This is a genomic window from Croceivirga sp. ABH4_376, from assembly GCF_056160685.1.
Genome location: NZ_JBSWXQ010000010.1, coordinates 12858 through 28032, shown reverse-complemented (window position 1 = coordinate 28032; position 15175 = coordinate 12858). Strand labels below are relative to the sequence as shown.

The following is a 15175-nucleotide window of genomic DNA, read 5'->3' as shown; positions in this document are numbered from 1 at the left end:
GGGGTGTTAACTAGGGTTTTCTAACTGCTTAAGAATAGCAGCTAATTTAGTTTCTTTAATGGGTTTTATAAGATACTCTTTTATGTTTTCAATTTTATTGGCCTTTACAATATCCTTGGGATCTAAAGAGGAAGAACACATATAAATTGCAGCTATTTTTTTTAGTTGCGGTAAAAGCATTTCATATTGCTCCATAAATTGAAAACCGTCCAACACCGGCATGTCAATATCCAAGAATACTAGGTCCGGTAATTTATCTGGTTCTTGTGTATTGCTAGCAAAATAGTCAAAGGCCTCTTCTCCATCATTAAAAATATAAATACCTTCAAAACAAGCCATTTTGGTTAAAATGGCTTTCATGGTAAATTGATAGATAGTATCATCATCAATTATGCAAGCTATAAGACCTTTACGCATCTGTAACATTATTTAAATTGATTTCAAATGTGGTTCCTTTGTCCACTTCGCTTACCACGCCTATTGTGCCTCCCATTGCTTCAATTTGGGCTTTTGTCATAAACAGCCCAATACCACGGGCTTCCGGATTTCTATGAAAAACTTTGTGCAATCCAAAAACCTTATGGCCATGTTTCTTTAAATCAATACCTAAACCATTATCCGTAAATTGTAAGAGTATCTTATTGTCTCTTATCATACTTTTAACCTTAATCTTGGGCTTTCTATCAGAAGAGCTGTATTTTATGCCGTTACTAATTAGATTTAAGAAAATACTTTCTAAATAAATTTTATTGTAGCAAACAACATTCTTCGCTGAGAAATCCGATACTATTTCAATATCTTTTTCTTTGATTTGAGCGGCCAAAAGTTCAGTAGTTTTACGCAAAACCACATCTAATTCCAGTTGCTCCTTCTCTGGATTTGTTTCATTCTTAATCATTAAACTTTCTATGAGTGTGTTTAATGTTTCATTTAGATGATCGGAAACTGTTTCCAGTTTTTCAAAAATAAGGTCCTTGCTCTCCTTATCTGGGGTTTCTTTATAGAAATTAATTAACGTTTTTAAGTTGTTTACTGGAGACCTAAGGTTGTGAGAGGTAATATGGGTAAAATCTTCTAATTGCCTATTTTGTATTCTTAGTTTCTCAGAACTTTCTTTAAGTTCAGAATTTGCTAAAAGTAGGTCTTCCTCTTGTTGTTTTAGAATGGTTATATCTTTAAGGGCTATAATTGCCAAAGTTTGGTTATTTACCTTAAAGGGGCCAAGAGTCACGGTGGCCGGAATGCGCCGTCCATCTTTGTGTACCAAATGCAAGTCGTCAAAATCTGTTAAGGTTATATTCCTTGGATTTTTAAAGAATGCTTCATAATAGGCTACACTTTTTTTACGATACCCTTTTGCAACCAAGTTTACAACTATAAATTCTTTTAATTCTTGCGCTGTGTACCCAAAGAATTGTTCTGCCTTCTTGTTTACCAGTTGTATTTCGCCATCTTCATTGGCAATAAGTATTGCGTCTGGGGTTGCGGCAAACAAATCTCTAAATCTAATTTCGGCTGCGTGTTCCGTACTAATATCTTTAACCGTTCCAAGAATCTCTGTAATTTCGTTTTTGGCATCCAAGATTACTTCTCCTTTGGCCTCAATAATTTTAATTTGGCCTTCTGGGGTCTTAATCTTGAAGGTGTGTTTTGGAAAGCTTTTATTTTTAAATATTACTTGGTAGGCATCCAAAAGAATTTTATGGTCTTCTGGCAGTACATATTCCATTACATCCTCAAACGTCATTTTTTTGCCAAAGGGAGCTCCAAAGATTCTATAATGATTATCGGACCATTCACCTTCATCATTTTCATTGGGTCTTAAACGCCAATGCCCTAGGTTATTTAGTTGTTCTGCGGTATTTAAAAGGTGGTACTGTTTTCTAAGTTGCAGGGTCTTCTCTTCTTGTTCGGTTACATCTTGTAGCGTTCCAATAACTTCAATAAGTTCATTGTCTTTATTGTAATGCCCTTCAGCCACCAAATGAATGTTTTTTACGGTACCATTTTGTAATTGTATCCTATGGAATATATCATGATGTTTTTTACCTGCATAAGCAGCTTCAACTTGTTTTTGTACATAATCCCTATCCCCTTCATATATGTAATTATAGTAGGTGTCAAAAGTAATTGGCGCGCCTTTTTCATGTTCAAAAATTTCATAAAGGTTATCAGACCATATAATATCATGGGTAACCGTATTCCACTGGTAATAACCAATTTTAGCTAGTTTTTCTGCAATGCTTAAATGGTTGTTCTTTCTAATTAATTCCTGTTCTTGGCCTACTTGTTCGGTAATATCTTGGCAGGTACCTAGCATTTTAATTACATTGCCCTCCTTGTCCTTAATTACCTTACCAACAGACCTAATATTTTTTACAACACCACTTTTTAGCTGTATTCGGTAGGATTGTTTATCAAAAACCCCGGTTTCAAATGCTTTTTTTATTTTGTCTGAAACAAATTTTTTGTCATCTTTATGGACATAGCCAATGTAAGTATCGTAACTAATTGGGGCATCATATTCATGTTCATAAATCTTATACAAATTATCGGACCAAGTAACCTCGTTGGTTTGCGGAAACCAACTCCAATGGCCTACTATCGCCATTTCTTCTGCTAAATTTAACTGATGGTTTTTCTGGATTAAGAGCTGTTCTTTTTTCTCCTGTTCGGTAATGTCTTGGCAGGTACCAATCATTTCAACTACCTGGTCATTAGCCACAACCTTTATTTCGCCAACTGTTTTTATGGTTTTAGTTCTCCCTTCGGGTAATTGAATTTGATAAACTATATCGTTGAAAACCTTTGTTTTAATAGCATTTTCTATATTCTTGGCTACCCTTTCTTTATCAGTGTCAACAATAAAGCTTGTAAATTTATCTAACGTTATAACGGTATTTTTTTCTACTCCATAAATGTCATAAAGATTGTCTGACCATAAGGCGATGTCTTCCTCTAAATTCAAGGTCCAGTGACCTATGCTTGCCATTTTTTCAGCTTTTTTAAGCTGATAGTTTTTTTGTTTTAGTTGTATTTCTTTCTGTACCTGTTCCGTTATATCCTGGGCTGTTCCTACAATTTCAACAATGGTATTGTTGGAGTCTAAGCTGGTTTGTCCTTGCAGTTGTATATGTTTGGTTATGCCATTTTCTAAAACAATCCTGTAATTGAATTTATTGAATTCACCTGTTCTTAAAATTGTACTGGTACATTTTTCAACGTAAGCTAAATCCTCTGGGTGTACTTTTGTAATGGCATCATTAAACGTAAGGGGCTTACCTGATGCTACCCCAAAAATGGAATATAGGTTCTGGGACCAAATAACTTCATCGGTAGCTAAAGTCCATTTCCAATAACCAATAGCCACTGTTTTCTCCGCAAATCGTAACTGTTGATTTTGTGTTTTAAGGTCTTTTTCTAAACCTTTTCTATGGGTAATATCTTGGGCAATGCCGTAAATTTTATACGGATTTCCATCTTTTAAATTTACCTCTGCAATACACCAAACATGTTTTATATTTCCTTTTAGGCTCCGTATTTCAACGTCTATATTGATTATTTCTCCAAAGGCAACAGCGCTATTGAATGCCTTACGTATTATGGCCTTATTTCTAGCATCTTGAAATAAGGCAAAGGTATTTTCACGGTTGGGAATAAACCCTTGTTCTGCTTCTGCTATTTCATGAATACCATTACTCCAAGAAAGTTGGTCTTTGGTAATATCATATTCAAATATGCCAATTTTGGCAATTTTGCCAGCCTTGCTGAATTTATCGGTCTGAATTTGAGGTGAATTAAACATGTAATAATAAACGGCTAATTGTGCTATAAATTATTTTATTAGGTAGAAGGAGTCTTGTATAAATGTAAGGTATTATTTGTTAAAAAACGACAAGAGCCTCTTAAGAAAAGTAAATCCTGTGTAAACTTAATAGTGGTTTAAGCTAAGTAATATGAAAAGGAGACTCCCTAACAGTAATGTAAGGGAGCCTTATGGGTAAGTTTTAAGCTGATTTTTTAAGCAGACCGGCACGTTCTAAAAGTGCCTCTATCTTAGGTTCGGCACCTCGGAATTTCTTGTACAATTCCATAGGGTTTTCGGTGCCTCCTTTAGAAAGCACGTAATCTTTAAATTTTGTGGCTACCTCTTTGTTAAAAATACCTTCTTCCTTGAAATAGGCAAAAGCATCCGCATCTAAAACTTCTGCCCATTTGTAACTGTAATAGCCAGAAGCATAACCTCCCTGAAATATATGGGAAAAAGAAGTGCTCATGCAAGTTTCTGGTGTGTTGGGGTATAATTGGGTACCCGCAAAAGCTTTGTTTTCAAAACTTTTTACATTGGTAATTTGGGTAGGGTCTTGACCATGCCAAGCCATGTCTAACAAGCCAAAACTTAATTGGCGTATCGTTTGCATACCTTCTTGAAAGGTAGCGGAATCTTTTATTTTTTGCACCAATTCCATAGGGATTAGTTCCCCTGTTTCATAATGATGCGCAAATAACTCAAGTGCTTCCTTCTCGTAACACCAGTTTTCTAGTACCTGACTTGGTAGTTCCACAAAATCCCAATACACAGAGGTGCCAGAAAGACTAGGATAAGTAGTATCTGCCAACATACCGTGTAGGCCATGACCAAACTCATGGAACAAGGTAGTAACCTCGTTAAACGTTAATAAGGACGGCTTGCTAGCTGTAGATGGGGTAAAATTACACACATTACTAACATGTGGCCTTACGTTTTTGCCTTCCTTTCTAAATTGCGATTTAAAAGAAGTCATCCAAGCGCCACCACGCTTGCCAGGTCTAGGATGAAAATCGGCATAAAAAAGCGATAAAAAATCCCCGTTAGCATCGTAAACTTCAAAGGTTTTTACATCTTCATGGTATTTATCAACGTTGGTTACTTCCTTAAACGAAAGTCCAAATAGCTTTTCGGCCACTTTAAAGACACCATCAATAACATTTTCTAGCTTAAAGTAGGGTTTCAACTTTTCATCATCTAAATTAAAAAGCTTTTGCTTTAGTTTTTCACTATAAAAAGCACTGTCCCACTTTTGTAATTGGTCTATACCATCTACTTCTTTGGCAAAATCTTGCAATTGCTTAAACTCGGCTTCTGCGGCAGGTTTGGCTTTGCTCAATAGTTCTTGTAGAAAACTATTTACCTTTTCTGGCGTTTCTGCCATACGCTCCTCCAACACATAGTGTGCATGTGTAGCATAGCCCAATAGTTGGGCACGTTCAAAACGTAAATTAGCAATTTTTAAAACGTTTTCTTGGTTGTCTAATTCGTCCCCATGAAATCCTTTGCTGCCAAATGCCAAAGAAAGTTTTTTGCGTAATTCCCTGTTTTCTGCATACTTCATAAAAGGAATGTAGCTTGGGTAATCTAGGGTAATTAACCAGCCTTCTAAATCTTTGGATTTTGCTAATTGTGCAGCCGCCTCTTTAGCACCTTCGGGTAGCCCAGCCAAGGCTGTCTCATCTGTTAAATGCATTTGGAATTTGTTGGTTTCTGCCAACACATTTTCGCCAAACGTAAGTTTTAATTTAGCTAGTTCCGCATCAATTTCTCGTAACCGCTCTTTTTTGTCTTCTGGCAAGTTAGCGCCGTTTCTGCTAAAGGCTTTGTAGCGCTTGTCTAGCAATTGTTGTTGCTCACCGTTGAGGTCTAGGCTGTCTTTTTGCTCGTATACGCTTTTTACGCGTTTAAACAAGACTTCATTCAAGGTGATGTCGTTCTGGAAAGCAGATAATAAAGGCGAAACTTCTTGAGCGGTTTTTTGGATGTGCTCATTGGTTTCTGCTGAATTTAAATTAAAGAAAACACTGGTAACCCGATCCAACTGATAGCCCGCATAATCTAATGCCGCAATGGTATTTTCAAAGGTTGGAGCTTCTTTGTTGGTGGCAATAGCATCAATTTCTGCTTTTGCCAATGCGATACTTTCTTCTATTGCAGGTTTAAAATGCTCGTTTTTTATCTGGGAAAACGGAGCCATATCAAACGGTTCTAATAAAGGATTTTTCATTGTTTTCTTTTTCAAATTTTAATTACTTCAGTTACTTACCATCAACCATCAACCATCAACCATCAACCATCAACCATCAACCAATAACTAATACTTTTTTCTTACTTCTTCTGCGCCCTTGGTTACTTTTTCCTTTAATCCTTCTTTATAAACTATTATTTTATCCAGTACACATTGATCACTTGCGCCAATTATCTGTGCCGCCAAAATACCGGCATTCTTGGCACCGTTTAGGGCAACAGTAGCTACAGGTACACCACCCGGCATTTGTAGAATAGATAAAACACTATCCCAGCCATCTATAGAATTAGAACTTTTAACCGGTACACCAATCACGGGTAGGGGAGACATGGAGGCAACCATACCTGGTAGGTGTGCCGCACCGCCTGCACCAGCAATAATTACGGTATATCCGTTTTTGTGCGCATTGGTACTAAAATCAAATAGTTTTTCTGGGGTTCTGTGGGCAGAGACAATGTCTACAGCTACCTCAATATCAAATTCTTTTAAAATATCTACAGCATCTTGCATAACCGGAAGGTCGCTTGTGCTGCCCATTACTACTGCTACTTTGCTCATTTAATTAAATTTTCTAATGATATATTTTTCCTCATAATCACTGTAATATGCCAAATAATAGGCATCACCATATTTAAACTGGACCTCTGTTCTTGGTAGTTTTTTTGTTGGTCCATTTAACATACCGATTCCCTTAAAAAAATTATCTTTTCTAAAAGTTTCTATTTTTTGATAAGGATGTACTTCGTTTGACTTACTTATTTTAGAGCTAGATTTATCCAATGTTAGTTTTATAGATTTTTCGAATTCAAAGCTGTAGAATCCATGAAGAAAAATTGTTTTATCTGAAAATGGAGAGCCACCTAAAGTACTTGTTGAAAAGCCACTTTTTTTCTCAATTCCGCCAACTATAATATAATAATCATTTTTAGTTTGATTTACTTTAATTCCAACATTCAATTTAAAAATCTGTTTTAGTTTTTGCTCTATTGACATTTTATTTGGGTTTCTAAAAATATTCTTTAGGTCTATGTCAAATAGATTATTAGAATTCAAATCGAAGAAGGAAGCTGAATCAAATTTTTTGGAATAAAAGACTTTCTTAGAATTTAGTTCAAAAACTGAAATAGTGAATTCATTTCTATTTCCATTGACACAAAATACCTTATCATCAAAATAGTAGGAGTTGGACTGTTGTTTTTTATCATAATTCTCTTTTGATAGAGTATCTATTAATTTTTTGGTTTCTAATTTGAAAGTTTCTAGGTCTACAGTAACAGCATAATTATCTAGTCTTTCAGACTTATCTAGTTGAGGATTTATTAAGAAAATTAATTTTTTACCCGAAACAAAAAATTTATTTCTCCTGCTAATCTCTTCGATTGTATTCAATTGATAATTGTTTATTTCTTCGAATCGTTCGTTCGAAAATATTTTTTCGAATGATTTCAAAACTGATTGATCCGAAACATTCATAAAATCTCTCAGGAGGATTTCATCAGATTTACTATTGAGGTTTTGATCAAATGATGTAAAAATTAAGCTTGCTTTACGTTTATCGTATCCAATGTGAAAGAACTTATTTTGAGCTGTAAAAGCACCAATAAATTCACTTTTTTTAATTTTCACAAAAGTTCCCTCTTCTTCCTTTTCAATGTTGTAGAAAAAAAGTTCATCTTTATTAAATCCCCTAAAAACAAAATGTCGATTCTCAATAGGTCCAAAACTTTCTAAAAAATTGATATAAGAGGAAGATTCCATTCTTCGGCTTAGTTCTTGTTTAAGTTGGAAGTCAGAATTAAACACGAAACTGTATAAATAATATCTCTTCGTATAGTCAATAATCAGGTGGCCATCAATTTCAGAAACTTTTAGTCCGTTGCTTGCAGAAGGATTGCGTAAATTTTCAAAGATGTTTCCTTTTTTTTCTTTAAGATCTGATGTTGAAAACACAATTTCTTGTCCAAAACTGAAATTAAATATTAGAAGAATTGTAATTAATGAAAAACCATATGCTGCTTTAATATTCATATTTTATTTGAGTTTTTTTCAATTACTTTTTGCCATTTGCCGACATTGTATGCCACGTTTTGATTTTGCCCCATAACCAACTGAAATAATTACATCGAGGTTATATACTTTTATCCTTCTTTTGTCACTTCTGTTTCCTTCTTTTTGAACGGTCAAGTATTCCTTGACAGTTGAAGATTTATATAATTCTTTCTCCCTGAGCAATTTTTAATGTGTAAAACATATTTTTTTTGGTTTGTCCAAATAAATCCGTCATCTCATGCTAAGACAGCCTAACCGTTTAGTTTTGAACAGGAACTTCTAATTGAAGCCCTGTTTCTTTTGAGATGAAAATGGCAATATTTGAATTTGAATGTTTTATTTCGAAACCACTTTTATTTTTTCTTTTACTTCTTGTGCTACCTGTCTGGCTTTAGCCATGTTGGCATCTACTATGGTTACGTGTCCCATTTTTCTAAACGGGCGCGTCATTTTTTTACCGTAAATATGTGGGGTAACGCCATCCATGGCCAATACCTCTTCTATGTTTTCATAAACTACATCTCCTGTATGGCCTTCTGCCCCTACAAGGTTTACCATGACACCCGCTACTTTACTTTCGGTTTTTCCTAAAGGTAAACCAAGAATGCATCTTATGTGTTGTTCAAATTGGTTGGTAAAGCTGCCCTCTATGCTGTAATGCCCACTATTATGCGGTCTTGGGGCTACTTCGTTTACTAAAATATCATCGTCTTGTGTCTGAAAAAGTTCAACGGCCAACAAACCTACTTGTCCAAAACCTTCGCTCACTTTTTTTGCAACGGCCTGCGCCTTTTGGGCTACTTCTTCTGGAATACGTGCTGGGCAAATTACATATTCTACTTGGTTGGCTTCTGGGTGAAACTCCATTTCTACCACAGGATAAGTTTTGGTTTCGCCCTTACTGTTTCGCGCTACAATTACAGCCAATTCGTTTTTAAAGTTTACCATATCTTCAGCAATACACTCAACATTTGGCAACCCCTCTAAATCGGCTAACTCACGAACAATTTTAACCCCTTGGCCGTCATAACCAAATTGCGCACTTTTCCAAACAAAAGGCAATTCCAATCCGCCGTTTTGTACACTTTCTTTAATTTCAGAAGTATAAGCGTATCTGGTAAATTCAGATGTGGGTATGTTGTTGTCCCTATAAAATAATTTTTGTGTAGCCTTGTTCTGGATGGTGCGCAAAACTTTGGGTTGTGGATAAACGGTTTTACCCTGTTCTTCTAAAGCTTCTAGCGCATCTACGTTTACATTTTCTATCTCTATGGTTAGCACGTCTACATCTTTTCCAAAATCCATTACGGCATCATAATCCAAGAGTTTGCCAAGAACAAACTCATTGCAGGCAATAGCGCATGGTGCCTCTTTGGAGGCATCCATAACTTTGGTGGCAATGTCCCACTTACGAGTTTCATAAAGCATCATTTTACCCAATTGGCCACCGCCTAAAATACCCAGTTTAAAATCCGAAGAAAAGAAGTGCATGGTCATATCTAATTTTAATGCTCGCAAAAATACGGGTATTCCTTTAAAGCAAGAAGTTTTAGGCGTTAAGGGCCGTTAAAAAATAGTATATTTGCCCACTGCAAAAACAGGGGACACAAGTGATACAATTGCACGATAAGTTTTTTAAGCCGTATTTGAGCGAGGCTCAGATACTCAATGCCGTAGAAAAAATGGCTCTTGCCATTGCGGAAGATTATAAAGACGAAGTGCCTTTGTTCGTAGGTGTGCTCAACGGTTCTTTCATGTTTGTTTCAGATTTTTTAAAGGCTTATCCCTATCCGTGCGAGGTCTCTTTTGTTAAGCTGAGTTCTTACCAAGGGTTAACTTCTACAGGGATAGTGGAAACTTTGTTGGATGTTTCTGAAGATATAGCGGGTAAGAGCGTAATTATCTTGGAAGATATAATTGATACAGGCCGTACGTTACAGCAACTGGTGCATTTATTTTCTAATACCAACGTAAAGGAATTTAAGATTGCCTCTTTGTTTTATAAGTCCGAAATCTATAATGGCGAATATGCGATAGATTATTTTGGAATGGATATACCCAATAATTTTATTGTTGGTTATGGGTTGGATTATAACGAACTGGGCAGAAACTTAAGAGAAGTATACACATTAAACCAAACTGATATGATCAACTTAGTACTTTTTGGAAAACCTGGTGCAGGTAAGGGTACACAAGCAGGATTTTTAAAGGAAAAGTATAATCTAAAACACATTTCTACAGGAGACGTTTTTAGATACAACATTAAAAATGCAACTGAATTAGGCACACTAGCTAAGTCTTTTATAGATAAGGGCGAGTTGGTGCCAGATGAGGTTACCATTAATATGCTTAAGGACGAGGTAGAAAAAAATCCAGATGCTGCTGGGTTTATCTTTGATGGTTTTCCAAGAACTACGGCACAAGCAGAAGCTTTGGATAACTTTTTGGAGTCTAAAGACATGAAAGTAGATGCTACAATAGCTTTGGAAGCAGAGGATGATATTCTGGTACAACGTTTATTGGAGCGTGGTAAGGTTAGCGGTAGAACGGATGACCAAGACGAGTCTAAAATCCGTAACCGATTTGACGAGTATAATGAAAAAACAGCGCCATTAAAGGCTTATTATGAGGCGCAAGGTAAATTCCATTCCGTAAACGGAATTGGAGAAATAGAGGCTATTACAGAACGAATTAAATCAGTAATAGAATCGCTTTAAAAAAAGCGCAACAGCTTAAGATATGACCGAAGGGAATTTTGTTGATTACGTAAAAGTGCACGTTAACTCTGGCAAAGGTGGTCAGGGTTCTACGCATTTACGTAGGGAAAAGTTCGTGGCCAAGGGTGGCCCGGATGGTGGTGATGGTGGTCGTGGAGGTCATGTAATAATCAAAGGGAACAAAAACCTTTGGACCCTTGTGCATTATAAATTTAAGAAGCATTTTAAGGCAGGGCACGGGGAACATGGTAGTAGGCAGCGTAGTACCGGTGCAGATGGTGCAGATGTGTATTTAGAAGTACCGTTAGGTACCGTTGTTAGAGATACGGAGACTAATGCCATTCTTTTTGAGATTACGGAAGACGGAGAAGAAAAAATCCTTGCCAAAGGCGGTTTAGGTGGTCGTGGTAATTGGCATTTTAAAAGTGCAACCAACCAAACGCCGCGTTATGCCCAGCCCGGCTTGCCAGGAGAAGAAAAGCAGTTGACCTTAGAGTTAAAAGTATTGGCGGATGTTGGTTTGGTAGGGTTTCCTAATGCGGGTAAATCTACCTTACTTTCCGTAATAACTTCGGCTAAACCAAAAATAGCAGACTATGAGTTCACCACGCTTAAACCCAATTTAGGTATAGTAGAGTATCGTGACTTTCAAAGTTTTGTTATGGCAGATATCCCAGGAATAATAGAGGGCGCTGCAGAAGGCAAAGGTTTGGGACACTACTTTTTAAGACACATAGAACGCAATGCTACTTTGTTATTTTTGATTCCTGCAGATAGTAAAGACGTTTCTAAAGAGTACCAAATTCTGCTAGACGAATTAAGGCGATACAATCCAGAAATGCTAGATAAACAACGTTTGGTGGCTATCTCTAAGTCAGACATGTTAGATGACGAATTAATTGCCGAAATGGACTCTTTAATGAAGGATGATTTTAAAGATGTGGAATATATTTTTATATCATCTGTGGCGCAGAAGGGGATACAAGAGCTCAAAGATAAATTGTGGGCCATGCTTAACAATTAATAACATCTTCCTAGTATTTAAACAGCTACTTTATTCGTAATTTGTCTCTAAAAGTAAGTTATGAAACGGTTACTTCTACTTTTGTTTTTGGTTGCTTTTGCTTCTTGTATGGGTACACGGGTGGTTTATGATTACGATAAAGCCGTGAATTTTAATAACTATGTAAAGTATAGCTATTATCCAGAATTAAACACCGGACTTACCCAATTAGATGAAAAAAGACTTCTAAGGGTGTTGGATTCTACCTTACTAACAAAAGGGTTTATCCTGGACGAAGAACCTGATTTTTACGTAAATATTACAAGTAATGCGTACAGGTCTCAACCACAAAACAACGTTGGAGTTGGTGTTGGGGGTACGGGTAGAAACGTAGGTGGCGGTATATCTATTGGTTTACCCATAGGCAATTCTGGAATGCAACGCAGCATACAATTTGATTTTGTGGACGTAGCCAAAGACCAGCTCTTTTGGCAGGCTATTGCAGAACAATCGTTCAGGGATAATGCTTCACCTTCCGTAAGAGAACAACAACTAAGAGCGGTGGTAGACAAGGTTTTTAAAAAGTTTCCACCAGAAAGTAAATAAATTTCCGTTCACTAGTTTAAAATTACCGCTGCCCATAATTCCATAGGGTTAATTTTAATTTTCTAGTACTTTTAATTTTAGATAGTTGGTAACGAATCAATCATTTTACCTACTCATATTCACAATCAATTAAAAGTAAAACTATGAACACAATCAAAAAGCAAGCAGTAATGGCACTGTTTTGTATGCTTACCGCGTTTAGCGTAACCGCACAAGACATTGCAGGTAGCTGGAAGGGAAATTTAGATGTACAGGGTACGGAATTACCTTTAATTTTTAACATCACAAATGCTTCTGGCGAATTATCCAGTACCATGGATAGTCCTAAACAGGGCGCAACGGGCATCCCAATGGATGTAACCACTTTAAATGAAAAAGAACTAACAATAGAATTTAAACAAGGAGGCATAAAGTATGTAGGCGTATGGAATGCAGACAGCATTGCCGGTACTTTTTACCAAGGTGGTATGGAACTTCCTTTAACACTTATGAAAACAGAAAAAACAATTCCTGGCAATCCGGCTTTGGTGAGCTCGGAGGCCGATTTACAAAAATTACAGGCCTTGGATAAGGGCGATTACAAATACAGTGTAGAAGATTATTTTGCAAGACCCAAAGCTTCCTCTTTTCGTTTTTCTCCAGATGGCAAGTATATGTCTTACATGGAAAAGGACGACAAAGGCAAACGCCATGTAATGGTTAAAAATGTAGCCACCGGTGATGTTAAGATGGCCGTGGAGGAAAAGGAAGAACTAATTAGGGGTTATGCGTGGTTAAACAACAATCGTTTGGCTTATTTAATGGATCAAGGTGGGGATGAAAATTATCATGTGTATGCCGCTAATCTGGATGGCAGTAATACTATGGATTTAACGCCGTTTGATGGGGTAAAAGCAGAGTTTTCTAATTTGTTGAAAGAAGACAAAAACCACATAATCGTTTCTATGAACAAAAACAATCCACAAGTTTTTGAGCCATTTAAGGTAAATATAGAAACAGGGGCTTTGGAGCAATTATTTAAGAACGAAGACCCACAAAACCCAATAATGGGGTACGATTTTGATAAGGATGGCAACTTAAAAGGCTATACTAAAATGGTAAATGGCGTAGATATGCAGTATTACTATACAGATGGTAACGGCGGTTATACCCTATTTAAAGAGCTTAACTGGAAAGATACTTTTTCTGTTTTGGCTTTTGACTATGCTACGGACAACCCAGATGATGCCTATGTACTTACCAATTTGGAGAGCGATAAGACCAAAATTATAAAGTTCGATTTTAAGACGGGAAAAACCTTGGAAGAGGTGTACCTACATCCAGATTATGATGTGTCTAGTTTATCTATTTCTAAAAAGCGCGGTTACGAGTTAGATTATGTTGCCTATGAGGGAGATAAATACCAGATCGTACCAGTTAGTGCCTCTTTTAAAAAACTGCACAAACGCATTGCTCAAAAATTTCCAAATCAACAATTCTACCTTACAGATGCTACAGAAGATGAAAACCAGGTGTTGCTGTACATTACAAGTGATAAGTTGTATGGTGAATATTATTCTTACAATGTAGCCAAAGACGAGTTTACTTTTCTGTTCGATTTAATGCCGCAGCTCAAGGAAGAAGATATGGCAGAAATGCGGCCAATAACGTTTAAAAGTAGGGACGGTAAAACCATACACGGTTATATTACCTTGCCTAAAGCGGCTTTAGAAGGCCAAAAAGTACCGGTTATAGTAAACCCACATGGTGGCCCACAAGGTATTAGAGATAGTTGGGGCTTTAATCCAGAAGCACAATTATTTGCCAGCAGAGGTTACGCAACCTTACAGGTTAATTTTAGAATTTCTGGAGGCTACGGTAGAGAATTTTTAGAGTCTGGCTTTAAGCAAATTGGAAGAAAAGCTATGGACGATGTAGAAGATGGCTTACAGTATGTGGTAGACCAAGGTTGGGTAGATAAGGATAAGGCAGCAATCTATGGCGGTAGCCATGGTGGTTATGCGGTATTACGTGGGTTAACCAAAACACCAGACTTATATGCCTGTGGTGTGGATTATGTTGGGGTGTCTAATCTGTTTACGTTTATGGATTCTTTCCCAGAGTACTGGAAACCTTATTTAGAAATTGTACAGGAGATTTGGTACGACCCCAATGTTCCAGAAGAAAAGAAAATTATGGAAGAGGTTTCACCCGTTAATCATATAGATAAAATCAAGAAGCCCTTATTTGTTGTACAAGGGGCCAATGACCCAAGGGTTAATATTAACGAATCTGACCAAATTGTAGAGGGCTTACGGGCTAAAGGCCAAGCAGTACCTTATATGGTAAAGTATGATGAAGGCCATGGGTTTGGCAAAGAAGAAAACCGTATTGAGTTGTACAAGGCTATGATGGGCTTTTTTGCAGAACATTTAAATACCTCACAACCGGTTAAGAAAGCGGTAAAAGGCTAGTAAACACAGTCGTTTTAAAGAATTTAAGGGAGCTTCGGCTCCCTTTTTTTGTTTTGTAAAGTATTTGATTTTCAATTGGGTAATCTATGTTTACCGTTCGGGCAAGGGAACTTACCATTCGTCATAATTTAGTTTCAAAACCCCCATTGGGGTAGTAGTTTAGCTGTATAAATAAAAACGAACAGCATGGTAACAGTTATCAAATTAATAGTAAGCCTTTTAGTGGGCATATTTATGTAAAGCATCAATCACAATTCAATTATCAATCAAAAATCAATTATCAATCAT

11 protein-coding genes are annotated in these 15175 nt (G+C 36.6%); 4 read left to right on the top strand and 7 right to left on the bottom strand.

What is annotated here, in order from left to right; genetic code table 11:
• Positions 1–6: 6 nt before the first annotated feature.
• The 7 genes from ACXAGS_RS14955 to ACXAGS_RS14925 all read right to left on the bottom strand — a co-directional run bounded on the left by ACXAGS_RS14955 (position 7) and on the right by ACXAGS_RS14925 (position 9599).
• The gene (locus tag ACXAGS_RS14955; RefSeq protein WP_474907899.1) at positions 7–417 is read right to left on the bottom strand and encodes a response regulator; all 411 of its coding nucleotides are present in this window, start codon (positions 415–417) and stop codon (positions 7–9) included.
• The gene (locus ACXAGS_RS14950) at positions 410–3805 is read right to left on the bottom strand and encodes a PAS domain-containing protein (RefSeq protein WP_474907898.1); all 3396 of its coding nucleotides are present in this window, start codon (positions 3803–3805) and stop codon (positions 410–412) included. The genes ACXAGS_RS14955 and ACXAGS_RS14950 overlap by 8 nt, the downstream gene beginning before the upstream one ends.
• 202 nt (positions 3806–4007) lie before the next feature.
• Positions 4008–6038, bottom strand: a complete 2031-nt coding sequence (locus tag ACXAGS_RS14945) for a M3 family metallopeptidase (protein WP_474907897.1) — start codon at positions 6036–6038, stop codon at positions 4008–4010.
• Positions 6039–6125: 87 nt separating this feature from the next.
• Positions 6126–6617, bottom strand: a complete 492-nt coding sequence (gene purE, locus ACXAGS_RS14940) for a 5-(carboxyamino)imidazole ribonucleotide mutase (protein ID WP_474907895.1) — start codon at positions 6615–6617, stop codon at positions 6126–6128.
• Positions 6618–8087 carry a hypothetical protein gene (locus ACXAGS_RS14935; RefSeq protein ID WP_474907893.1) on the bottom strand — a complete coding sequence of 490 codons (1470 nt, stop codon included), beginning with the start codon at positions 8085–8087 and terminating at the stop codon, positions 6618–6620. It lies immediately after the preceding gene.
• A gap of 18 nt (positions 8088–8105) precedes the next feature.
• A complete protein-coding gene (gene rhuM, locus ACXAGS_RS14930; protein ID WP_474907946.1) occupies positions 8106–8243 on the bottom strand; it encodes a RhuM family protein in 138 nt (45 codons plus the stop codon).
• A gap of 201 nt (positions 8244–8444) precedes the next feature.
• Positions 8445–9599: a 5-(carboxyamino)imidazole ribonucleotide synthase gene (locus tag ACXAGS_RS14925; protein ID WP_474907945.1), complete on the bottom strand. Its 1155-nt coding sequence runs from the start codon at positions 9597–9599 to the stop codon at positions 8445–8447.
• A 119-nt stretch (positions 9600–9718) separates the two neighbouring features.
• Here ACXAGS_RS14925 and ACXAGS_RS14920 point away from each other — a divergent pair, with 119 nt between their 5' ends.
• The 4 genes from ACXAGS_RS14920 (at position 9719) to ACXAGS_RS14905 (ending at position 14887) form a co-directional block, all read left to right on the top strand.
• Positions 9719–10825 carry an adenylate kinase gene (locus tag ACXAGS_RS14920; RefSeq protein ID WP_474907892.1) on the top strand — a complete coding sequence of 369 codons (1107 nt, stop codon included), beginning with the start codon at positions 9719–9721 and terminating at the stop codon, positions 10823–10825.
• A gap of 22 nt (positions 10826–10847) precedes the next feature.
• Complete coding sequence (gene obgE, locus ACXAGS_RS14915) at positions 10848–11849, top strand: GTPase ObgE (protein ID WP_474907890.1); 1002 nt, start codon at positions 10848–10850, stop codon at positions 11847–11849.
• Positions 11850–11909: 60 nt separating this feature from the next.
• Complete coding sequence (locus tag ACXAGS_RS14910; protein ID WP_474907888.1) at positions 11910–12434, top strand: DUF4136 domain-containing protein; 525 nt, start codon at positions 11910–11912, stop codon at positions 12432–12434.
• A 143-nt stretch (positions 12435–12577) separates the two neighbouring features.
• Positions 12578–14887, top strand: a complete 2310-nt coding sequence (locus ACXAGS_RS14905) for a S9 family peptidase (protein WP_474907886.1) — start codon at positions 12578–12580, stop codon at positions 14885–14887.
• Positions 14888–15175: the final 288 nt, after the last annotated feature.